Origin of the sequence: Halorubrum sp. Atlit-26R, assembly GCF_003666015.1 — an archaeon.
Lineage (GTDB): Archaea > Halobacteriota > Halobacteria > Halobacteriales > Haloferacaceae > Halorubrum.
This window is the reverse complement of the sequence record NZ_QPLT01000075.1, coordinates 1-1,205: the sequence shown is the minus strand read 5'-3', so window position 1 is coordinate 1,205 and position 1,205 is coordinate 1. Positions and strand designations below refer to the sequence as shown.

Annotated in this window: 2 protein-coding genes; both read right to left on the bottom strand. The window is 58.4% G+C overall.

Features of this window, described 5'->3' with window-relative positions; translation table 11 throughout:
- The coding region (locus DVK07_RS19335; protein WP_342765652.1) for a ribonucleotide reductase N-terminal alpha domain-containing protein at window positions 1-253 on the bottom strand (253 nt) is incomplete at its 3' end.
- Between the two features lie 2 nt (window positions 254-255).
- On the bottom strand, window positions 256-1,205 hold a 950-nt coding region (locus DVK07_RS19330), incomplete at its 5' end, for a ribonucleotide-diphosphate reductase subunit beta (protein ID WP_121598497.1).

Here is a 1,205-nt window from a genome sequence, read left to right as displayed (position 1 = left end):
CTAAGCCGAAGTTAGACCATATCGGGCTGGCGAGACTGTAGAACCCGCGGCTCATGTACTCGTAGAACCTGTCCGCGAACCCCTCTTCACCGAGGATCTCTTCGGCGCGCTCCGCTATCTGTCTGACTCGCTCCTCCGCTTCGACCCCCTCGAGCAGGTATCCCTCTCTGAGGAACTCCCGACTGTCCTCGTTCAGCCAGTAGAACGGTTCCTTATGCTGTTGCGCAACGCTGTCGAGTTCCGTTTGTGCCATCGTTAGAACATGTCCTCCGCGGTAACGCTCTGCGTGTGTTTGTTGTACGTGGTCGACCGCTTGCTGAAGAAGTCGTTATCCTTCGTCATCATGATGTCCTCGTCGAACCAGCGCGTCTCCTCGAGCAGGTCGTCGTCCGTCTCGAATATCGGTTCCACGCCGACGTTTTCGAGGCTCCGGTTGAACCGGTCTCGCAGGAACGCGTCGACGTGCGCCCGGGGGAGGAACTCCAGCTCGCCGTCGGCGAATATCCAATCCAGTATCTCGGTCTCCGCCTCGTAGGCCTGCCGACAGGCCTCTTGGACGTCCGCCTCGAAGTCGTCGTCGAAGAGGTCCGGGTTCTCCGCTCTGATCGTCTCCACTAACTCGACTCCGAACAGCCCGTGGATCTGCTCCTCCTTGCTGGTCGCTTCGACGGCGTTCGCTATCCCTTTGAACTTCTTTTCGTGCTTGTCGAAGCTCGTCATGATGAGGAACTGGCTGAACAGCGACACGTGCTCGACGAACGTACTGAACAGCAGGATGCTCATCACGTACTCCCGTTCGTCGTCGCTCTCGCTCTTCTCCAGGTACTCGTCGAGATACGCGATCCGCTCTTTGATCGCCGGCTCCTCGGTCACCTGCTCGAAGTCGTCCGTGATCCCCAAGACGTCCAGTAGGTGACTGTAGGCGTCCATGTGCCGCACCTCGCTTTCCGCGAAGGTCATGCCCACGTTCCCGACCTCGGCTTTGGGCATCTCCTCGTAGATATCCGACCAGAACGTCTTCACCTGCACCTCGATCTGCGCGATAGCCAGCATCGTCCGCTTGATAACGGTCTGCTCGGCGGGAGTCGTGTTGACCTTGAAGTCTTGGACGTCGCCGTCGAAGTTGAACTCCGTGTGTACCCAGTAGCTGTTCCGGATTGCCTCGACGTAGTCGAGAAACTCGCTGTACTCGTAGGGCTTCAGTT